Source organism: Nannocystis sp., assembly GCF_016714285.1.
GTDB lineage: Bacteria > Myxococcota_A > Polyangia > Nannocystales > Nannocystaceae > Nannocystis.
Genome location: NZ_JADJNN010000002.1, coordinates 123,491 through 143,476, shown reverse-complemented (window position 1 = coordinate 143,476; position 19,986 = coordinate 123,491). Strand labels below are relative to the sequence as shown.

At 69.9% G+C, this 19,986-nt stretch carries 14 protein-coding genes and 1 pseudogene; 11 read left to right on the top strand and 4 right to left on the bottom strand.

Going from position 1 to position 19,986, the window contains the following annotated elements; translation table 11 throughout:
* Positions 1-47 precede the first annotated feature (47 nt).
* The gene (locus IPJ59_RS04805) at positions 48-914 is read left to right on the top strand and encodes an SGNH/GDSL hydrolase family protein (protein ID WP_293249746.1); all 867 of its coding nucleotides are present in this window, start codon (positions 48-50) and stop codon (positions 912-914) included.
* Positions 915-1,024: 110 nt separating this feature from the next.
* Positions 1,025-3,511 (top strand): efflux RND transporter permease subunit, encoded by a 2,487-nt coding sequence (locus IPJ59_RS04800; RefSeq protein WP_293249749.1) that lies wholly within the window; start codon positions 1,025-1,027, stop codon positions 3,509-3,511.
* A gap of 22 nt (positions 3,512-3,533) precedes the next feature.
* On the opposite strand, the gene IPJ59_RS04795 is transcribed toward IPJ59_RS04800, so the two are convergent.
* Complete coding sequence (locus tag IPJ59_RS04795; protein ID WP_293249752.1) at positions 3,534-4,055, bottom strand: ArsR family transcriptional regulator; 522 nt, start codon at positions 4,053-4,055, stop codon at positions 3,534-3,536.
* A gap of 715 nt (positions 4,056-4,770) precedes the next feature.
* Here IPJ59_RS04795 and IPJ59_RS04790 point away from each other — a divergent pair.
* The 9 genes and pseudogenes from IPJ59_RS04790 to IPJ59_RS37545 form a co-directional block, all read left to right on the top strand.
* Positions 4,771-5,979 (top strand): vitamin B12-dependent ribonucleotide reductase, encoded by a 1,209-nt coding sequence (locus tag IPJ59_RS04790; protein WP_293269946.1) that lies wholly within the window; start codon positions 4,771-4,773, stop codon positions 5,977-5,979.
* A gap of 112 nt (positions 5,980-6,091) precedes the next feature.
* Positions 6,092-6,514 carry a hypothetical protein gene (locus IPJ59_RS04785; RefSeq protein ID WP_293269944.1) on the top strand — a complete coding sequence of 141 codons (423 nt, stop codon included), beginning with the start codon at positions 6,092-6,094 and terminating at the stop codon, positions 6,512-6,514.
* On the top strand, positions 6,511-8,415 hold the full coding sequence (locus tag IPJ59_RS04780) for a TSCPD domain-containing protein (RefSeq protein ID WP_293270571.1): 1,905 nt from the start codon (positions 6,511-6,513) through the stop codon (positions 8,413-8,415). The genes IPJ59_RS04785 and IPJ59_RS04780 overlap by 4 nt, the downstream gene beginning before the upstream one ends.
* A gap of 89 nt (positions 8,416-8,504) precedes the next feature.
* Positions 8,505-9,911: a S41 family peptidase gene (locus IPJ59_RS04775; RefSeq protein ID WP_293249758.1), complete on the top strand. Its 1,407-nt coding sequence runs from the start codon at positions 8,505-8,507 to the stop codon at positions 9,909-9,911.
* A 9-nt stretch (positions 9,912-9,920) separates the two neighbouring features.
* Positions 9,921-10,868 (top strand): divergent polysaccharide deacetylase family protein, encoded by a 948-nt coding sequence (locus tag IPJ59_RS04770; RefSeq protein ID WP_293249761.1) that lies wholly within the window; start codon positions 9,921-9,923, stop codon positions 10,866-10,868.
* 233 nt (positions 10,869-11,101) lie between these two features.
* A complete protein-coding gene (locus IPJ59_RS04765) occupies positions 11,102-12,181 on the top strand; it encodes an FHA domain-containing protein (protein ID WP_293249764.1) in 1,080 nt (359 codons plus the stop codon).
* Between the two features lie 87 nt (positions 12,182-12,268).
* Positions 12,269-13,615 (top strand): FG-GAP repeat domain-containing protein, encoded by a 1,347-nt coding sequence (locus IPJ59_RS04760; RefSeq protein ID WP_293269943.1) that lies wholly within the window; start codon positions 12,269-12,271, stop codon positions 13,613-13,615.
* Complete coding sequence (locus IPJ59_RS04755; RefSeq protein ID WP_293269941.1) at positions 13,563-13,961, top strand: hypothetical protein; 399 nt, start codon at positions 13,563-13,565, stop codon at positions 13,959-13,961. Before IPJ59_RS04760 ends, IPJ59_RS04755 begins: the two co-directional genes overlap by 53 nt.
* 19 nt (positions 13,962-13,980) lie before the next feature.
* A pseudogene (locus IPJ59_RS37545) lies at positions 13,981-14,031 on the top strand (hypothetical protein); the annotation flags it as partial.
* A gap of 44 nt (positions 14,032-14,075) precedes the next feature.
* Here the strand turns inward: IPJ59_RS37545 and IPJ59_RS04750 are convergent.
* The 3 genes from IPJ59_RS04750 to IPJ59_RS04740 are packed head-to-tail and all read right to left on the bottom strand — an operon-like array spanning position 14,076 to position 19,961.
* The gene (locus IPJ59_RS04750; RefSeq protein ID WP_293249769.1) at positions 14,076-15,248 is read right to left on the bottom strand and encodes a hypothetical protein; all 1,173 of its coding nucleotides are present in this window, start codon (positions 15,246-15,248) and stop codon (positions 14,076-14,078) included.
* A gap of 58 nt (positions 15,249-15,306) precedes the next feature.
* Positions 15,307-16,830: a phytoene desaturase family protein gene (locus IPJ59_RS04745; protein WP_293269939.1), complete on the bottom strand. Its 1,524-nt coding sequence runs from the start codon at positions 16,828-16,830 to the stop codon at positions 15,307-15,309.
* Positions 16,827-19,961, bottom strand: a complete 3,135-nt coding sequence (locus IPJ59_RS04740) for a DEAD/DEAH box helicase (protein WP_293269937.1) — start codon at positions 19,959-19,961, stop codon at positions 16,827-16,829. Before IPJ59_RS04740 ends, IPJ59_RS04745 begins: the two co-directional genes overlap by 4 nt.
* Between the last annotated feature and the right edge of the window lie 25 nt (positions 19,962-19,986).

Sequence of the window (19,986 nt, the reverse complement as noted above, 5' to 3'; positions counted from 1 at the left end):
CCAGTGCGCGGCGGAACAAGTTTGGGCACATTCACGTCGGCCAGCCCATGGACTACCCGACGTTGACCCCGCACCTGACGCGCCGTCGCCTCCTGCGTGCGACTGCGGCGGCCCTCGCCGCGTTCGCGCTCCCGCGCGCGAGCCGGGCCGACGAGCCCGCGAGCCCGACCGGCGATCCCCCGACAGATCCGCCACCAGATTCGGGCGCACGCAAGAAGATCCTCATGGTCGGTGACAGCATGATCGCCGGCGGTCTCGGCCTCTACCTCGAGAACGGCCTGCGCAAGGTCCACGGGCACGAGGTGCGGCGCAAGGGCAAGAGCAGCACCGGCCTGGCGCGGCCGGACTTCTTCTCGTGGCCCAGGGAGGCGCAGGCGCAGCTCGCTTCCTTCACGCCCGACGCGGTGGTCGCGATGTTCGGCGGCAACGACGTCCAGGGCCTCTACATGGGCAAGGGCGCGTGGGTCACGTGGCCCGAACCCGAGTGGCCCGTCGAGTACGCCCGCCGCGTCAACGCCTTCGCGGACCTCGTCGCCCCGGACGGCCGCCCGCTGTTCTGGATCGGCATGCCGGTGATGCGCCCCGAGAAATTTCACGTGCGCGTGCAGCGAGTCAACACGATCTACCGCGCCGAGATGGCGATCCGGCCGGGCGCGCACTTCATCGACATCTGGCGCTTGCTGGCCGACGCCGACGGTAACTACACGGACCGCGTCGACATCGACGGGCTGCCGGGCGGCAAGACGGAGCGGGTGCGGGCCGGCGACGGCATTCACCTCAGCGTGGCCGGCGCTCACCGCGTCGAGGCCCACGTGCGAGCGATCATCCAGGAGACGCTCGTCCCAAGCTTGCCCTGCGCGGCCCGCCCTGCGCTCGCCGAGGTCGAGCGAACGGCCGCCGTAGACGGCGCCTGAGTGGGGCGTGAGCGGGAATAAGGTGCCCGCAGGGCGCATCGCTCGCCGGGAGCGTCGTTCATCCAGGTAGCCTGGTCTCGCGCGCGCGCTTCGGGCAAGATGGCCGCGCCTTGCCGCTGGCCGACTCACCCCGCCTGCGCGACCGCTGGATCGCGTGGGTCCTGCGCTTCCACCGGCTGGTGCTCATCCTCGCGGTCGTCGTCACGGCGCTCGCTGGTTGGATCGCCTCACGGCTGCACGTCGACAGCGATCTGCGCTCCCTGCTGCCCTCGGGTGACCCCGTGCTGGTCAGCTTGGATCGCATCGAATCGTCGTTCGGCGCGCTGGGCAGCGTCAACATCGTGGTCAAGGGTGGCAGCGTCGCGCAGCGCCACGCCTTCGCCGACGCGCTCGCGGAGCGGGCGTCGCACAGCGAGCTGGTGCGTGACGTCGAGTATCGCTTGCGCAGCGACTTCTTCGCCGACCACGCCCTCTACTACCTCGCTGACGCGGAGATGGAGCAGCTCGAGGAGCGCGTCGCCGCCTACACGCATTACGAGCTGTGCAAGGCGGAGCCCGAGGTCTGTCTCGAACCACCCGATCCCGCGGCCCCGGAGGCGCTCCGCAGCTTCGTGCGCAGCAAGCAGGACGCGGCGCTGGGGCGCACCAGCTTCCGCGACTACTTCGAGCGCGACGGCATCGACGCGCTGGTGTTGTTGGTCCACCCGACGCAGGCCTCGAGCGACCTCAACTTCTCCCAGCGGGTGACCGCCGAGATGCGTGGCCTGGTCGCCGACGTGCACGCCAGCGCGAGCGCGCCGTGGGCGGGCTCGGCGATGACGTGGAACATCGTCGGCCCGTACCAGGTCAAGGCCGACGAGCGGGCGATGATCAGCCGCGACATGCTCACCAGCGGCAGCTTCGGCTTCCTCGGCGTGGTGCTGATCCTCTACCTGTTGCTGCGCTCGGGCCGGGCGGTGCTCACCCTGATGGCGCCGCTGGTGTGTGGCGTGGTCTGGTCGATGGCCTTCACCCAGCTGGTGCTCGGCCACCTCAACACCCTCACCAGCCTGATCTCGACCGTCGTCATGGGCATGGGCATCGACGCCGGTATCCACTTCCTCCTGCGCGTGCGCGAGGAGCAGGCCGGTGTGTCCGACAGCGAGGCGATCGCCCGCGCCTTCGGGGGTCTCATCGCGCCGCTGCTGGTCGCCGCCGGCACCACGCTCGGCGCCTTCGCCGTGATGGCCAGCTCGGCCTTCCCGGCGTTCATGGAATTCGGCCTCATCGCCGGCTCGGGCGTCGGCCTCTGCCTGCTGGCGATGGTCACCGTCTATCCGGCAGCGCTGCGCCTCAGCGGCGTCAAGCGTGTGGTGCGTCGCGCCGATCGACGCGCCGCCACGAGCGAGGGCCTGCTCAGCTTCGCGGTGCTCCGCCGCCCGGGCCTGGTGCTCGCGCTGGTCGTGCTGGTCAGCGGTCTGGCCGGCTATGGCGCGCGCAAGGTGCAGTTCGAGAACAACGGCCGTGAGCTGCAATCCAACCACACGCGCGCGCAGGTCGAGGCCGACATCTTCCTCATCAGCGATATTTTCGGCAAGGACATCCACGCGGGCATCCTCGTCGTCGACACCCTCGAGCAGGCGCGTTCGGTGCTTGCGAAGGGCCGCGCCGACCGTGCACGGCGCCTCGCCGCGGACGAGCCGAGCACGGTCGCCGACCTCTTCGCCGCGCCCGACCTCCTGCCCGACCCGACGATTGACGTCGTCAAGCGGAGCGAGGCAATCGCGGCGCTCACCGAGGACATCCCCGAGGATCTGTGGGCTCGTCTCGATCGGTACGCCGAGGACACCAGTGGCAAGCACGACAGCCTCAGCCCGGAGGACGCCCGTCGGCTCAAGCGCATGCTCAAGGCCCAGGCAGTCCACGTCGACCAGCTCCCGCCCGCGGTGCGCGAGCGCGTGGTCAGCAAGGACGGTCGCTATGCGGTCTACGCCTACCCGAACTTCGACGCCGCCGACATCAGCAAGGGCGCGCAGTTCATGGCCGAGACGGCCCGCTACAGCGATGAGCTGCCGCCGCAGAGCGACGCCTGCGAGCCGGTGTTCGTCGGCGAGACGACCGTCTATGCGCTGATGTACCGCATGATGCTGAGCGAGGCCCCGTACGTGCTCGGCGCCTCGGCGACCCTCATCGCCCTGATGGTGCTCGTGCAGCTACGTTCGCTGACCCAGACCCTGCGCACCTTGTTGCCGCTCGCGCTCGGCATGCTGTGGCTGGTCGGCCTGATGGGCCTGCTCGACGTCCGCTTCACCCTGTTCAACATCCCGATCTTGCCGGCGATCCTCGGCATCGGGGTCGACAACGGCGTCTACCTGACCGACCGCATCAAGCGCTTGCACGGCGAGCCCGGCGGCCTGGCCAGCGCGCTCGGAGGCACCGGCACGGCGATCCTCGCCGCCACCGCGACCACCATGATGGGCTTCGCCGCCTTCATGGTCGCCGACAACGGTGGCCTGCGCGGCATCGGTGAGCTCGCCGTGATGGGCATCTCGATCGCGGCGATCACCGCGATCCTCGTGCTGCCGGCGCTCGCCGCGATCGGCAGCCGGCGTCGCTAGGTATCAGCGGCTTCGTTGGGGCTCAGAGCGTCGAGTAGACCGCGTGGCGTCCGACGCCGATGCGCTCGAGCTTGCCCTGCTTCACCAGCGCCGCGAGGTGGTGGCGCAGCACCTTGCGGTCGATGCGGGTGTACTCGGCGATGTCCTCGACGGTCACGTCGCCGTTGCCCTCGACGAAGGGCAGCACCTGGCGCGCCACCTCGTCGGTCGACAGCCCGCCGTCCTCGGGCGGAGCCTCGCGCGCGGTCGGCGAGACCTCGACCTCGGCCAGCTCGTCCTCGAGGATGCGCTGCTTCTTCTTCTTGGCCGGGCGCGCCTCGTCGTTGGCTGGCGGCTCGGGTGGCGGGGCGCCGAAGCCGTCACGCAGGTCAGCGAGGGTGATCTTGCCGAACTGCGCCCACAGCCCGCGCGACTCGAGGTAGCGCACCAGGTCGCCGAGCGTCACGGCGTCGCGGTTCTTGAGGCCCTTGAGCGTCTCGAGCGCGCTCAGTCGCTCGAGCGCGCCGTTCTCGGCCCGGAAAATTGCGTTGGCATCACGTGTCATCGAAACAGCTCTCGTATGGCGGATCGCCGCGATCCCGGCAAGTCACGCGGGCGCTTCACCGCGACTCGTCGCGGAATTTCCGGGCCGACTTTGTGCGGGTTCGGGCGACTAATTGAGCCTCGCTGGAGAGATCTCCCGCGACCCCGCGCATCGCGGTTCGCGCCCGGTTCGGCTTCGCCCCGTGTATCCATGCGGCGTTCGAGTTTGTCCCCGCCCCGCGGTTGTGGCGCTGCACAGAAGCGAGTCTGCGGGTTGCCCGCACCAGCTTCGCTGGGCGATCTCGGAGCCCCGACCAAACGGCATTCCAGCCACCCGTCCGGAATCATCGGACAGGTGGAGAAGCTGGGGAAAACTCGCGGTATCGACCCCGGCCGCACGGCCGGCGCGGACTGCGAACGCGCGCTTCGCTAACTTGCGCGACCCCAACATCTTGTGGTTTATAGGTCGCCCGACGCCAACATGTGGGGTCGGTGCCGTGCAAGAGGCATGGCTACTACCTTCGCCGCGGTGCGCGTGTCCACGCCTTCTGCGGCTCTCTTATCTCCTCGACAGCCCTGCGATCCGCCCCGGGTCAGCCCTCCCCCACTGGTCCCCGGTGTCGGGCTGGCAGGCGCGGTTCGGTTTGCCGTCGTCCGGCTCCCTGTTCTGTCGGCGCAAAATCGCGCATCTCCCATTCCCGCTCGCCTGCATCGCACCCGCCTCCGGAGTCCCTCCCATGAAGCTGTCCCGGCTGTTCACCCAGACCAACGGTCGCCCCTACGACGGTCTCGAATTCGAGCGCCGTAGCTCGCGCATCACCAACACCAACGGGACGGTGGTCTTCGAGGCCGCCGACATCGAGGTGCCGCAGGGCTGGTCGCAGGTCGCGGTCGACATCATGGCGCAGAAGTACTTCCGCAAGGCCGGCGTGCCCGCCCGCCTGCGTCGCGTCGCCGAGGAGGGCGTGCCCGAGTGGTTGTGGCGCAGCGAGGCCGATGAGCCCGAGCTCGCCAGGCTCCCGCCGGAGCAGCGCAGCGTCGGCGAGGACGACAGCCGCCAGCTGTTCCACCGCCTCGCCGGCTGCTGGACCTACCACGGCTGGAAGCACGGCTACTTCACCGATGAGAGCTCGGCCCGGGTCTTCTACGACGAGCTCACTACCATGCTCGCCGGTCAGATGGTCGCGCCGAACAGCCCGCAGTGGTTCAACACCGGCCTGCACTGGGCCTACGGCATCACCGGTCCGGCCCAGGGTCACAGCTACTGCGACGAGAAGACCGGCGAGCTCAAGTGGGCGAGCAGCGCCTACGAGCGGCCGCAGCCGCACGCCTGCTTCATTCAGTCGGTGAGCGACGACCTCGTCGGCGAGGGCGGCATCATGGACCTGTGGGTCCGCGAGGCGCGGCTGTTCAAGTACGGCTCGGGCACCGGCACCAACTTCTCGCAGCTGCGCGGCGAGGGCGAGCCGCTCTCCGGCGGCGGGCGCTCGTCGGGGCTGATGAGCTTCCTTCGCATCGGCGACCGCGCGGCGGGGGCGATCAAGTCGGGCGGCACCACGCGGCGCGCCGCCAAGATGGTCGTCGTCGACGTCGACCATCCCGACATCGAGGGCTTCATCGACTGGAAGGTGATCGAGGAGCAGAAGGTCGCCGCGCTGGTCGCCGGCAGCAAGCTGTGCAACCGCCACCTGAACCTCGTGATCGGCGCCTGCCACTCGGGCGACTTCCCCGGCGAGGACCGCTTCGACCCGCGCAAGAACAAGGAGCTGGCCGCCGCGATCCGGGCCGCCCGCGCCGTCGAGATCCCCGAGAGCTACGTGCAGCGGGCCGTCGCCCTCGCCCGTCAGGGCTACGCGGCATCGAGTTCCAGGACTACGACACCGACTGGGACTCCAAGGCCTACCGCACCGTCGCCGGCCAGAACTCGAACAACTCCGTCCGCGTGACCGACGAGTTCCTGCGCGCCGTCGAGGAGGACGGCACCTGGGACCTCATCCGCCGCACCGACGGCAAGGTCCAAGACCGTCCAGCGCGCGCGACCTGTGGGACAAGATCGCCATGCGCGCCTGGGCCTGCGCCGATCCGGGCATCCAGTTCGACACCACCATCAACGAGTGGCACACCTGCCCGGCGGACGGCCGCATCAACGCGAGCAATCCCTGCTCGGAGTACATGTTCCTCGACGACACGGCCTGCAACCTCGCCTCGCTGAACCTCAGCAAGTTCATGGTCGCCAGCGGCCAGAGCGCGGGTGACTTCGACGTCGAGGCCGTGCGCTACGCCTGCCGCGTGTGGACCGTCGTGCTCGAGATCTCGGTGCTCATGGCCCAGTTCCCGAGCGTCGAGATCGCCAGGCTCAGCTACAAGTTTCGCACCCTCGGCCTCGGCTACGCCAACCTCGGCGGCCTTGCTGATGGCGCGGGATCCCCTACGACTCCGACGAGGCCGTGGCGATCTGCGGCGGCATCACGGCGATCATGACCGGCGCCAGCTACGCCGCCTCGGCCGAGATGGCGCGCGAGCCTGGGCCCTTTCCCGGGCTACGCCCCGAACCGCGAGACCATGCTCCGCGTGATCCGCAACCACCGCCGCGCCGCCTACGGCACCGCCCGCGCGTACGAGGGCCTGTCGACCGCGCCCAAGGGCATCGACCAGCGGGTCTGCCCGGCCTACCTGCTGCGCGCCGCCCAGGAGGAGTGGGACAGCGCCCTGCGCTCGGCGAGCAGCACGGCTACCGCAACGCCCAGGTCACCGTCATCGCCCCGACCGGCACGATCGGCCTGGTCATGGACTGCGACACCACCGGCATCGAGCCCGACTTCGCGCTGGTGAAGTTCAAGAAGCTCGCCGGCGGCGGCTACTTCAAGATCATCAACCAGTCGGTGCCCGCCGCGCTCGCCACCCTCGGCTACACGGACACGCAGATCACCGACATCGTCCGCTACTGCAAGGGCTCCGGCACGCTGGTCGGCAGCCCGCGGATCTCCCACGCCGACCTCAAGCGCAAGGGCTTCACCGACGAGGTGCTGCAGCGCGTCGAGAGCGAGCTCGCCGGCGCCTTCGAGATCGGCTTCGTGTTCAACCGCTACGTCCTCGGCGACGACTTCTGCCACGGCGTGCTCGGCTTCTCCGACGCCCAGCTCGGCAACCCGATGTTCAACGTGCTCGAGGCCCTCGGCTTCAGCGCCGAGGACATCCAGCGCGCCAACGACTTCGTGTGCGGCACCATGACCGTCGAGGGCGCGCCGCACCTCAAGGGTCAGCACCTCCCGGTGTTCGACTGCGCCAGCCGCTGCGGCCGCTACGGCAAGCGCTTCATCGCCCCGATGGCCCACGTCCGCATGATGGCCGCCGCCCAGCCCTTCCTCTCGGGCGCCATCTCCAAGACGATCAACATGCCGAGCGACGCCACCGTCGCCGAGGTCGGCGAGGTCTACCTCGCCTCGTGGAAGTACGGCATCAAGGCCAACGCCCTCTACCGCGACGGCAGCAAGCTGAGCCAGCCGCTCAGCTCCGGCATGGTCGTCGAGGCCGAGGACGGCAGCGAGCAGACCCTGTCCACCAGCCAGCCGCAGGTCATCGAGAAGATCACCGAGCGCATCGTCCACCGTTACCTGGCGAAGCGCCGCAAGATGCCGGACCGCCGCGCTGGCTACACCCAGAAGGCCACGATCGGCGGCCACAAGGTCTACATCCACACCGGCGAGTACAAGGATGGCACCCTCGGCGAGATCTTCATCGGCATGCACAAGGAGGGCGCCGCCTTCCGCAGCCTGATGAACTGCTTCTCGATCGCCATCAGCCTCGGCCTCCAGTACGGCGTCCCGCTCGAGGAGTTCGTCGACGCCTTCGTGTTCACCCGCTTCGAGCCGAGCGGCGCCGTCCAGGGCCACCCGCGCATCAAGATGTCCACGTCGATCATCGACTACATCTTCCGCGAGCTCGCCGTCACCTACCTCGGCCGCAACGAGCTCGCCCACGTCAACCCCGAGGACCTCGAGCCCGACTCCATCGGCGGCGAGCGTGACGACACCGGACCCGTCGACTACGCCGAGGAAGAGGTCGTCTCCGAGCGCGTCGTCACCCCCGGCCCGCTCAAGCTCAGCGTCGACCTCCCCCGCGGCGCCGCTCAGGTCTACGCCCAGAAGCCCCGCCGCCAGCCGATCGAGGTCGAGGACCGCACCGCCGCCGCCCCGGCCGCCGCCAAGCCGCGCACCGCCCCGGCCGTCGCCGCCGCCCCCTCCGTCAGCGAACAGGTCCGCGTCGCCCGCATGCAGGGCTACGAGGGCGACGCCTGCACCACCTGCGGCAGCTTCACGATGGTCCGCAACGGCTCCTGCCTGAAGTGCGTGAGCTGCGGCGCCACCAGCGGCTGCTCGTGAGCCACGCCTGATGTGGGCCTGAGTTTGGCCCGCTCGCTGCATCGGGCCGCGTCCACGGGCGCGGCCCGAAGCGTGTACACTCGCCGACCATGCGCGCACGGCCAGGTCTGATGCGAAGCGCCGCCCTGTTGCTCGCAGGCGTGGTCGCCGGTGGCGGTCTCATGTACCTCCACAACGCCGAGGCCGGCCCGGCCGAGCCCGTCAAGCCGGCGCCGCTCGACTACTCGCGCTACCGCAAGCTCGACCTGCTCGCGCGCTCTCTGGCGATCGTCGAGCAGCACTACGTCCGCCCGGTCGACAGCGAACGGATGATCTACGCCGCCATCACCGGCCTCGTCTCCGAGCTCGATCCACACAGCGAATTCCTCCCGCCGCAGGAGGCCCGCCTGCTCCGCGAGGACATCGAGGGCAGCTTCGGCGGCGTCGGTATGGTCGTGGTGCTCAAGCAGGAGAGCCAGACACCAGCCCGCGTGGTGCTCGAGATCCGCGAGGTCATCGCCGGCGGCCCGGCGGCGCGCGCCGCAATCAAGATCGGCGACCTCATCACCGCGATCGAGGGCAAGCCGATCGGCCACTTCTTCGACCTGCGCCGGGCGATCTCCGCGATGCGCGGCGCGCCTGGCACGAAGGTCAGCTTCACCCTCGAGGGCGCCCCGTCGAAGGGCGGCAAGTCGGTCCCACGGGCGATCACCGTCACCCGCGAGTTCATCGACAGCCCCGCCGTCACGCCCGTCTATCTCGGCGAGGGCATGGCCCACGTCCGCCTGCGCGACTTCTCGGAGACCAGCGCGCACGAGCTCTCCGAGGCGATCGCCGCGATGAAGCAGAGCGCCGGCAAGGCCGGCCTGCAGGGCGTCGTCCTCGACCTCCGCGACAATGGCGGCGGCCTGCTCGACCAGGCGGTGGCGATCGTCGACCTGTTCGTCGACGAGGGCCCGATCGTCCGCACCCGCGGCCGCATGGGCAACCTGCTCGACGAGTCACGCGCTCACCCGGGTGGCGCGTGGTCCCGCGTCCCGCTCGCGGTCCTCATCAACAAGGCCTCCGCGTCCGCCTCGGAAGTCGTCGCCGGAGCGCTGCAAGATCATCGCCGTGCCCTCATCGTCGGCGAGCGCAGCTACGGCAAGGGCTCCGTTCAGGCCCCCTTCGAGCTCGGCGACGGCTCCGTCCTCAAGCTCACCATCTCGCTCTACTACACCCCCGCCGACCGCCTCATCCAGGCCAGCGGCATCCTCCCGGACGTGCTCGTCGGCACCGAGCTCACCGCCTACAAGGACAGCATCCCCGAGCTCGAGCCAGAGCGCGCCCAGCCCAGACACCTCCGCCCCGAGAGCTTCGGCTACCCCGCGAGCACCCAGAACGACGAGGGTGAGGCCCTGCGCGCCGCCGGCAGCGACGCCCAGCTGCGGGCCGCGGTCCAGCACCTGCGCTCACACATCCAGCTGCAGTCGAGAACCACGCCGCGCATGGTCGGACGCGGGTCGCGGCGGGGCTAGACGGGACGCATGCGGAGCCGAGGGAGCGAGCGGCGTGACCTCGCGTTGCGCCTGAGCCTGGCTCTGTGGGTCGCCTTCGCGGGGCTGATGCTGCTGCGCGCTCCGCCGCCGCCGTCGCCACCAGTGACCACCGCCGAGGCCGAGGCGATCTTCCAGCGCACCGTCGATCAGACGGTCGAGAAGGCCCGGCTGTGGCAGGACGAGCGCGGCGACCAGACGATCGCCTGGGACCAGGCCCGCGGACACCTGGCGATCGTCATCGACGACGTCGGCCGCGAGCTGCACCTGCTCGAGCAGCTGCACGCGCTGCGCTTCCCCCTGACCTTCAGCGTCCTGCCCGGCGCCGTCTATGCCGCGGGCGCCCAGCTGCGCCTGCGCGCCGACCGGCGCCGCTACCGGGAGATCTTGCTGCATCTCCCGTGTGAGCCCGAGGACCCGACCAAGATGCTCGAGGGGCGCGAGCCCGAGGAGCACTTCCTCCGCGTCAGCGACCCGCCCGAGCGCCTGCGGGCCGCCCTGCGGGCCGCCCTGGATCGCGTCCCCGCGGCCGACGGCGTCAACAACCACATGGGCTCGCGCTTCACCGCCGACCGGGCCGCGATGGACGCCCTCATGCCTGAACTGCAGGCGCGGGGCCTGTTCTTCCTCGACTCGCAGACCACCGCGAACAGCCGGGGCCTGGCCGCGGCCGCGGCCGCAGGCGTGCCGACGCTGGCGCGAGATGTCTTCCTCGACGTAGATCCCGCGCCGGGGGCCGTCTTGGCCCAGCTCGAGCGAGCGGCCGAGCGCGCCCGAGATCGGCCCACGGTGATCATCGCCCACCCATCCCCGGCCGTGGTGGAGGTCCTGCGTGACGCCCTGCCCCGTCTGCACCGCGAAGGCATCGGCGTCTACCCGCTGCGCGAGCTGCTGACCCGTCGCCACGCGTCCCCTGGAGCCGCCTCAAGTGCGCAATAGCACTGTGCTTTTGTGGCCCGCGGGCGATCCTCCGGTGGCGATCCAGCCCCACCTGCCGGGCGCTCGCCCAGCCGCTCCGGGGGCGTCTCGCTCGGCTGCGGGCGCGCCCCCGAGGCCCGCGACGCGGCCCCGCCTGCGCCATCGGGATGCACGGCGAGACCAGGCGACGCCACCTGTGGCACGCTCCTGGCTTGACAGCAATTCGATCCGCTTCCTACCCTAAAGCTCACGCGATGGCCTTGCGACTGATCATCGAGGACGAAGAGGGTGCGACGACGATTGTGCCCCTCGGCGAAGAGGAGGTCACGATCGGGCGGGAGCCTGGCAACACCATCCAGCTCACCGAGCAGAACGTCTCTCGTCAGCACGCCCGGCTCCATCAGGGCTCCGACGGCTGGGTCATCGAAGACCTCGAGAGTTACAACGGCGTCAAGGTCAACGGCGTACAGGTCGAGGGCTCGGTCACCCTCAACGAGGGCGACGTGGTCCAGATCGGGGATTATCACCTCGCGCTCAGCAACAACGTCGAACAGACCACGCTGAACATCGAACGCCCGGGTCAGGCAGCCAACGAACCCAATCGCATGATGCCCAGCGTCGACCTGCCGCGGCTGTCGGGCGACGCCGCCGCGATCGCCACGCCACCGTTCACGCCGGCGCAGGACGGTCGGGGCCGTGACCGCGACCGCGACAGCGAGGGTGGCGGCAGTCGTGGCCTGATCATCGCGCTCGGCCTGGTCGGCTTGCTCGGCCTCGGCTTCCTCGCGTTCAAGATGCTCGGCTCCAGCGACGCCCCGAAGGGCACCCCGAAGGACGTCACCACCACCGCCGCTGCCAACGACACCGGCCCCAGGACCCCGACCAAGGTGATCACGCCAGATCCCGTGCCGGAGCCGACGCCGCCGGAACCGACGCCGCCCGAGCCGACGCCGCCCGAGCCGACCCCACCGGACCCGAGCGCCGCCGCCGTCGATCCCCCGGTCGAGGAGCCCACCAAGAAGACACTGACGCCGAAGGTCCCCAAGCCGCCCAAGCCGGTCGAACCGAAGCCCGTCGCGCCGAAGGGCGACCCGGTGGCGCTGCTCGAGGACGCCCGCAAGGCCAGCATGTCGAACAACGCGACGCAGGCCTACGAGCTCGCCCGCAAGAGCTACGAGATCGACAAGAACGTCGCCGCGCTCAAGCTGATGGGCGTCTCGGCCTGCAAGATGGGCGACCCGGCGAAGGCCAAGTCCGCCTACAAGAAGCTCGACGCGGCGCTGCAGAAGCAGCTCCAGTCGGTGTGCCAGAGCAACGGCATCACGCTCGAGTGACCTCTCGCTTGTGATGCAGCTGGGCCGCCGTCGTGGTACGGCTCGCGCATGTCTGCTGGTCGTCAATTCAAACGTCGATCGTGGCCCGTGCTCGCCCTCGCGGCACTGTGTCTCCCAGCCACGGCCGCCGCGGCGCCGTGGGAGGACGCCACCACCGGCACGATCGGCCCGACCAAGGAGTGGTCCAACAAGCTCGAGCTCGCCGACATCGACGGTGACGGCCAGGTCGACATCCTGTTCGCCAACGGTGCGGGCTACAACTCCGCCGAGGGCCCCGAGCAGAGCCGCGTGTTCCTCAACCAGGGAGCCGGCAAGCCGTTCAAGGAGGTCAGCCAGCAGGTGTTCCCGCAGCCGGGCCAGACCCGCGTGATCAAGGCCCGCGACGTCAACGCTGACGGCGCGGTCGACCTCGTGGTCGGCAACAGCTTCGGCAACCAGAGCTGGCTGTTCCTCGGCGACGGCAAGGGCGGCTTCACCGACAACACCGCCAAGCTCCCGCAGCAGAACGCCGGCATCGGCGACCTCGAGCTCGGCGACGTCGACGGCGACGGCGACCTCGACATCGTCCTCGCCGACTGGGGCCCTGGCGACGCCGGCGGCGAGGGGGCGGTCACCCAGCTGTGGCTCGGCGACGGCACCGGCGCCTTCACCGACGCGACCGCCAGCAACATGCCGCAGATCAAGGTCTCGTGGTCGTGGGAGATGGACCTCGCCGACGTCGACAACGACTACGACCTCGACGTGCTGGTCTCGTGCAAGACCTGCGACGGCTCGTTCCTGTTCCACAACGACGGCGCCGGCAAGTTCAGCGACGCGAGCGACCTGCTGCCGCAGTTCCCCAACAACTACGAGTTTGAGCCGATCGACCTCAACGGCGACGACTTCGTCGACCTGATCACCATCAACGACGGTCCCGGCAACACCGAGCACATCTTCCTCGGCGACGGCGCCGGCGGCTTCGACGACGCCACCGCCGACCTGTGGCCGGCCAACGCCAACATCGCCGGCGACGACAACATGGTCGCCTTCCTCGACGTCGAGTCCGACGGCGACGCCGACTTCGTCATCGCCGGCCTGTTCGGCAACGACGACCGCCTGATCCTCAACGATGGCAGCGGCCACCTCAGCCTCCAGCCTGGCGCCTTCGCCCCCGCCGACTCGCAGGGCAGCCTCGGCATCGCCGTCGCCGACCTCAACGGGGACAACAAGATCGACGTCGTCTTCTCCGAGGGCGAGGCGCCCCAGAACGCGGACCGCGTGTTCCTCGCCGTCGCAGGTCCCGGTCGACACCGCCGGCCCCAGGATCTCCATCGTCGACGTCTCGCAGATCCCCGAGGAGCTGGTGGTCCGCGCCCGCGTCCACGACAACAAGACCCCTGTCATGCCCCACGACTTCAGCGAGGTCGTCGTCGAGCTCAGCGGCAACGGCGGTGACCCCACCAAGTTCCCGATGACCTGGTACGGCGAGGCCCTGTGGCGCGCCGACATCGGCGAGGCGGGCATCGCCTACGAGAGCGCCCGCGTCTGCGCCACCGATGCCGCCGGCAACATCAGCTGCAGCGAGCTCGTCCAGTACAACGGCCCCGACGCGACCACCGGACGCGACCGGCGGAGCGACTGGCGACGCGACTGGCAACGGGACTGGCGACGCGACAGGCCCCACACCGACCTCCGGCGACACGCCGACCGGCGGTGCGACCGACACAGCGACCACCGACGCGGCCACAGGCAGCGACAGCTCCACCCTCGACGACGACAAGGGCTGCGGCTGCCGCAGTGACGCCCCGGCGAACAGCGCCTGGCTGCTGGCGCTCGCCGCTCTCGGCCTCACCCGTCGTCGCCGTCGCTGACTCGCGAGCGAGGCCGCGGTCCGCCGCGGCCTCGCCTCACGCGCTCACTGCGGGACCTGGCACGACTCCTTGGGCCCGAGGTACGACAGCACCTGCACCCAGAACTGCTTGATCTGCGGGATGTTCTTCCACTCGGAGTCGAACTCGACCCACTCGTCGCCGAAGATGAAGAGGCGGCCGGCGAGGCGGTCCTGGACCACGCCGACCGGGCCCTGCGGCAGCGTCATGATGGTCTTGTTGACGCCGACCCCGTCGTTGACGATGTCGATGAAGAGGCCGCCGTAGAACGAGATCGAGGTCAGGCCCATCGTGATCGGGTGCGGCACGAACTGCGTCACCGGCCCGCTGAAGAAGCCCTTGCTGGTGTTGTAGCTCAGCCCCATCGGCTTGATCAGCGAGTTGGGCCGGTCCGCCGAGAACTGGGCGTTGGTGAAGCCGGTCATCGACATCAGCCCGCCGCCGGACTCGACCCAGGTCTGCGTCGTCATCGCCTCCTCCGCCGTGTAGCTGCGGATCAGGTAGTCGAGGATGATGATGTCGTACTTGTTGAGGGTCGCCTTGTCGAGCAGCTCGTTCTGCATCGTGCTGATGCGGTCGACCTGCGTGCCCTGAGCCTCGAGCCACAGCTGGAACTCGGCCGACGGGTTGGCGCCCTGGTTGCCGATCAGCGCGATGTTGAGGCAGTCGCAGATGCCGTCCTTGCCGACGTCGACGTTGTCGATCTGGTCGTCGCAGTCGTTGTCGATGTCGTCGCAGATCTCCGGCGTCGGCACGCAGCCGCCCCCGGTCGTGTCGTCCGCGCCGCTGCTGCTGCTGTCGACCGCGCCGGTGCTGCTGTCGCTCGCGCCCGTCGTCGTGTCGCCGCCTGTGCTCGTGCCCGACTCGCTCACCGTGATGTTCCCGGTCGTGTCACCCGTCGCCGTCGGGTCGCTCGTCGTGGTCCCGGTCACCGATACCGAGGCGCTGGTCGGGTCGCTCGCGGTGCCCGTCTCAGAGACGCTCTCGCTGACGCTGCCACTGGTGGTCGGCGTCTGCGAGTCGCTGTTCCCGCCCGAGGTCGTCGCCTGCGAGGTCTGGGTGCCCTGCGTGGTCCCGCTGTCCCCGGTGCTCGCGCCGTCGCTCGCCGTCGCCGAGCCACCACCACCGCTGCCACAGCCCGCCAGCGTCGCGCTCACCACCAGAGATGCCGTCCAACCCACCCACTTCATTCCATGCATGGGGGCAGGCTACCACGCCCACCTCCGCGGCCGATCGGCCGCCCACTGTCACGATCTCTCACGCACCCAGATCGCGCAGCGCGATCCGGGCCGCGTTGTAGCCACACATGCCGTGCACGCCGCTGCCCGGGTGCGTGTAGCTCGAGCACAGATATAGGCGACGCACCGGCATGCGATGGCGGAAGTAAGGGAACAGCGGACGAAACACGAGCTGCCGGTTCCACTGGTTCGAACCGCCGCCGAGGTCGCCGCCGACGAGGTTGGCGTCCATCGCCTCGAGGTCGGGCGGCGCGACGATTCGGCGCGCGAGCACAGTGCCGCGAAAGCCCGGCGCGAGCCCCTCGATGCGGGCATCCACCCGATCCGCGAACGACTCCGCGTGCATCCCCCAGCCGCCCGCAGGGTTCGCCGGCACGCGCGAGTAGGCCCACAGCGTGTGGTGCCCCTGCGGCGCCCGCGTCGGGTCGACCAGGCTCTGCTGACCGACCACCAAATACGGGTTGTCCGGCAACGCCCCGCCCCGCACCTGGGCCGTGAAGCGCCGCAGGTCCTCGATGCTGTCGCCGACGTGCACGACCGCCGCCTGCCTGGCCTCGGGGACAGCCCAGGGCACCGGCCCCGACAGCGCCCAGTCGAGCTTGAAGGTGCCCCACCCGTGCGGGAAGCGGGACATGAAGCGAAGCACTCGTCCCGGCACGTGCTGGCGCTCGACGAGGTCGAGCATCAGCGAGGCCGCGGCCGTGTCGGCCATCACCGCCCGGGTCGCGCGGATGCTGGTGCCGTCCGCGAGCACGACCCCCTCGGCGCCCTGCTTGCCGACCAGCACGCGCGCGACGCGGCTGCCGAGTCGCACGCTCCCGCCATGTCGCTCGAGGATCTTGATCAGGCAATCGGTGATCGCCTGCGCGCCGCCCTGTGGGATGCAGTAGCCCGCCGTGGTCGCCGTCATGCCGAGCATGAAGCCGACCGCGGCGCCGAGCGGATCGTCGGGGCCGACGTCGACGTGCATCCCGAGCCCCGGGAACACCCGCCGCGCAGCCTCGCCGCGGAACAGCCGGCGCGACAGTCCGGCGCAGCTCGACAGCAAGATCCGCGCGACGCGAAACAGGTCGAAGGGCAACAGGCGCAGCAGCGGCCGCAGCGTCGGCAGCGGCCCGAGCAAGAACCCGAGCAGGTCCTCCTCGATGCCAGCGAACCACCGCGAGAGCCCGGCGAACACCGCTCCGTCGCGCGGGTCGCCGAACAGCTGCGCCGAGCGATCCGCGTCGCGCGTGATGCAGGCGACGCTGCCGTCCGGCCCCGGGTGACAGCTCTCGATCGCCGCGTTGTGCAGCACCAGACCCTCGCGCTCCACCAGCCCGAGCTCGCGGAACGCCGGGCTCTTGCGCGGGAACGGGAAGAACGCCGCGCCCACGTCGTGCACGAAGCCCGGCAAGGTCCCCTCCTCCGAGCCCAGCGCCCCGCCCGCGCGCGTGGGATTGGCCTCGAGCACCAGCACCTTCAGCCCCGCCCGCGCCAGCACGCACGCCGCCACCAGCCCGTTCGGGCCCGAGCCGATGACCACCACCTCGGCGTCGCTCATGCGTCCCACGCGGCCGTCGCCGGCGCCTCGAGCAGCGCCTCGACGTCCTCCATCGTCAGCTTCTTGCCGCCCATCGCGTCGCGCCCGAGCGCCGACTCGGCGATCTCGCGCTTGCGGGCCCCGAGCTCGACCATCTTCTGCTCGACCGTGTCCTCGACCACCAGGCGGTACACCATCACCGGCTTGTCCTGGCCGATGCGGTGCGCGCGGTCGGTGGCCTGGTCCTCGACCGCCGGGTTCCACCACGGGTCGAAGTGGACCACGGTGTCCGCCTCGGTCAGCGTGAGCCCCGAGCCGCCGGCCTTGAGCGAGATGAGGAACACCGGCGGCCCGGACTTCAGCTGGAACTGCGCGACCATCTCCTCGCGGTTCTTGGTCCCACCGTGCAGCCACAAGAAGTCGATCTTCAGCTCGGTGAGCGCGTCGCCGAGCAGCTTCTGCATCTCGACGAACTGCGAGAACACCAGCACCTTGCGGCCCGAGCCGACCGCGTCGGCCATGAGCTCCTTGAACGCCTCGAGCTTGGCCGACGGCGGCAGGGCCGACGCGTCGGGCATGCCGAGCAGGCGCGGGTCGCAGCAGACCTGCCGCAGCCGGGTCAGCGCCGCGAGGATCGTCATCTGCGACTTCTCGAGCCCGACCTCCTCGACCCGGCCCTGGATCTCCGCCTTGGCCGCCTTGAGGATGCGGTTGTAGAGCCCGAGCTGGCTCTTGCCGAACTGCACGAACAGCGTCTGCTCGGTCTTCGGCGGCAGCTCCTGGGCCACGTCTTCCTTGCGGCGACGCATCACGAAGGGCCGGATGCGGGCCCGCAGCGCCTCGAGCACCTTCACGTCGTGGTCCTCGATCGGCCGCACGTAGTTCTTCTGGAAGTCGGACAGCTTGCCGAGGAAGCCCGGCGCGAGGAAGTCGAAGATCGCCCACAGATCGATCAGGTGGTTTTCTACCGGCGTGCCCGAGAGCGCGAGTCGGTGGTCCGACTTCAGCTGCTTGGCCGACTTGGCCGTGGTCGTCGCCCAGTTCTTGATGTACTGCGCCTCGTCCAGGATCGCGTAGCGGAACCGGATCTTGCTCAGCTCCTCAATGTCGAGCCGCAAGATCGCGTAGGTCGTGACCACGATGTCCGCCTTCTTCAACAGGCGGCGGTTCTCGGCCCGGTCGGCCCCGTGCCAGGTCGCCACCGTCAGGCTCGGCGCCCACTTCTTGACCTCCTGCCGCCACACCGACAGCACCGAGGTCGGACACACGATCAGCGACGGTGCGTCGCCCTCCTCCTCCTTCGCCTTCGTCAGCAGCGCGAGCGCCTGCACCGTCTTCCCCAGGCCCATGTCGTCGGCCAGGATCCCCGTCATGCTGTTCTCGTGCAGCTGCCACAACCACGCGAAGCCAGAGCGCTGGTACTCGCGCAGCTTGGCGGTCAACGCCTTTGCCTTGCGCGGCGCCCTCGAGCTCTTGTCGCCGGTCATGTTCTCCATGAGCTTCTTGACCTCCTTGGCGACCTCCGCGCTCGGCGCGGCGCCCAGGAGGCGGCTCAGGGTCCCGAGCTCGAGCGTGGAGAGCTCGGCGTGCCCGGCCTTGTCGAACTCGATCGCACCGGCGGCGTCGGCGATCGGCTGGAGGATCTGCGGGTCGAGCTTGGCCACCGAACCATCGGCCAGCGTCACCCAGCGGCGACCCTCGTGCAGCCAGCGCAGCAGGTCGCGGAACGAGATCAGGTCCTCCTGACCGTCGACGTCGACCACCGCGTTCAGGTCGAGCACGCTGGCCTCCTTGTTGTGCACCGAGATCCGCGGCGTCGGCGACTTGCTGCGGATCTTCGGCAGGTTGCCCGGCACGCGCCGCTCCCAGGTGTCCGGCAGCAGCGGCAGACCCACGATCATGAACTCCACCGCGGCGTCGCCCTCGGCCGCGAACGCGTCGTCGTTGGGGCTCCAGCGCAGGCCGAGCTCGGTCAGGGTCTTGCGCGCCGCCGCCTCGCCGGCCAGGTCGCGGTAGAAGGTGAGCGCCTGGTCGCCGAGGTTGATCGAGTAGCGCGGTGACTCTGGATCGTGACCGGCCACCGCGAGCGTGACGTTGCCGTAGCGGGCCGCCAGGCTGATCTTGATCTTGCTCGCCTCGGCCTCGACGCTGGCGATCAGCCGGTCGATCGGCCGCGAGTCCGAGGCCAGCGCGAACAGGTCCTGCTGCGGCACGCCGACCGCGTGCAGCGTCTCTGACAGCGCGTCCATCTGCTGCGCCGAGACCCGCGCGTCCATCACGATGCGCGGCTGCTTGCCGACCAGCTCGAGCACCCACGGCGGCGTGTCCGGCACCTGGAACACCTCGGCCGTCTCCGGCAGCAGGAACCATGTCGGCGCGCCGACGATCACCCGCCCGGCGTTGACCTCGATCGTGCGGCCGATCGATCGCTGCTCGAGGAACGCGTGCAGCACCACGCTCGCGTCGCCCGGCCGCGGCTCCGAGCGGATGCGCAGCACCAGCGGCTCCGGCCCGAACTGCAGCTTGCCGATGCCCTTGAGGCTGATCGTGCTGCCGCGCCCGAAGTACAACATGCCCGCGAACGCGGCGTCATCGATCACGTGCCCGCCGTCGTCGGCGTCGTCGACCTCCTGATCGAGGTAGTGACTGATCAGTCGGTCCGCCGCGCTCATGCCCTCGTAGCGCTTGCGCCCGACCACCGGCGTGCCGCCGCCCTTGAACACCATCACGTGCCAGTGGCCCTTGCGCAGCTCGACCTGGTAGCGCTGCTGGTTGGCCACCGCGCCGCTCGCCAGGTCCTGCACCCACGGGTTCTGCGTGCGCGTGATCTCGGCGCCCGTCTGGTACTGCTTGCGCAGCGTCAGCCCCAGCGCCACCGCGTGCTGGCAGATCCTCTCCCACCCGTCCGTGTGCGTCGGGCAGCTGCAGCTCGCCTCGAGCGTGCCGTCCGCCAGCAGCTTCAGGCCGACCTGGTGCGGCATCGGGTGCGAGCCCTTGACCTTGCCGCGCAGGTGGCCCCCGTCGAACACGATGTCGTTCACCGCGCGACCGGCCTCGAACAGCTCCGTACCGGCCGCGAACGCCTTCTTGCTGGTGAGCCGCGCGAGCGTCTCCGGCTCGAACAGAGGTAACAACGCTTCGAGTGTGGACACGCGATTTCCTGCGAAATGGGTCGGC

What these genes read in the sequence shown, in the direction of transcription:
- IPJ59_RS04805 (WP_293249746.1), top strand. Translation starts at nt 48, where the DNA reads ATGGACTACCCGACGTTGACCCCGCACCTGACGCGCCGTCGCCTCCTG.
- IPJ59_RS04795 (WP_293249752.1), bottom strand. Translation starts at nt 4,055, where the DNA reads ATGACACGTGATGCCAACGCAATTTTCCGGGCCGAGAACGGCGCGCTC.
- IPJ59_RS04790 (WP_293269946.1), top strand. Translation starts at nt 4,771, where the DNA reads ATGAAGCTGTCCCGGCTGTTCACCCAGACCAACGGTCGCCCCTACGAC.
- IPJ59_RS04785 (WP_293269944.1), top strand. Translation starts at nt 6,092, where the DNA reads ATGCGCGCCTGGGCCTGCGCCGATCCGGGCATCCAGTTCGACACCACC.
- IPJ59_RS04780 (WP_293270571.1), top strand. Translation starts at nt 6,511, where the DNA reads ATGACCGGCGCCAGCTACGCCGCCTCGGCCGAGATGGCGCGCGAGCCT.
- IPJ59_RS04775 (WP_293249758.1), top strand. Translation starts at nt 8,505, where the DNA reads ATGCGCGCACGGCCAGGTCTGATGCGAAGCGCCGCCCTGTTGCTCGCA.
- IPJ59_RS04770 (WP_293249761.1), top strand. Translation starts at nt 9,921, where the DNA reads ATGCGGAGCCGAGGGAGCGAGCGGCGTGACCTCGCGTTGCGCCTGAGC.
- IPJ59_RS04765 (WP_293249764.1), top strand. Translation starts at nt 11,102, where the DNA reads ATGGCCTTGCGACTGATCATCGAGGACGAAGAGGGTGCGACGACGATT.
- IPJ59_RS04755 (WP_293269941.1), top strand. Translation starts at nt 13,563, where the DNA reads ATGCCCCACGACTTCAGCGAGGTCGTCGTCGAGCTCAGCGGCAACGGC.
- IPJ59_RS04750 (WP_293249769.1), bottom strand. Translation starts at nt 15,248, where the DNA reads ATGCATGGAATGAAGTGGGTGGGTTGGACGGCATCTCTGGTGGTGAGC.
- IPJ59_RS04745 (WP_293269939.1), bottom strand. Translation starts at nt 16,830, where the DNA reads ATGAGCGACGCCGAGGTGGTGGTCATCGGCTCGGGCCCGAACGGGCTG.